A 216-nucleotide genomic window follows, 5' to 3' on the forward strand; every position below is an offset into this window, starting at 1 on the left:
GCGCCGAGGAAGACGATCGTCACGATGTGGATCACCTTCGTGAAGGTCGTGACATGGCGCTGCGCGGCACGGGTGAAGAGCCGCACATGGAGCAGTGCGAGCTGCAGGATCCCGATCACGAGCAGCAGCTGGAAGAAGCGCTCCGCGCCGAAGTAGAGCCCGTCTTCCGGGAGCCAGATCTTCACGAGGCCGACGAGGAGCGCGATGACCCAGGAG

The 216-nt window shown here is 64.4% G+C and carries 1 protein-coding gene; it reads right to left on the reverse strand.

Features of this window, described 5'->3' with window-relative positions; genetic code table 11:
• Positions 1 to 216 (reverse strand): hypothetical protein (locus LK12_RS25025; RefSeq protein WP_039290661.1); only part of this gene is annotated, 216 nt, incomplete at both ends.

It is taken from the genome of Novosphingobium malaysiense, assembly GCF_000802225.1.
GTDB classification, from domain to species: domain Bacteria; phylum Pseudomonadota; class Alphaproteobacteria; order Sphingomonadales; family Sphingomonadaceae; genus Novosphingobium; species Novosphingobium malaysiense.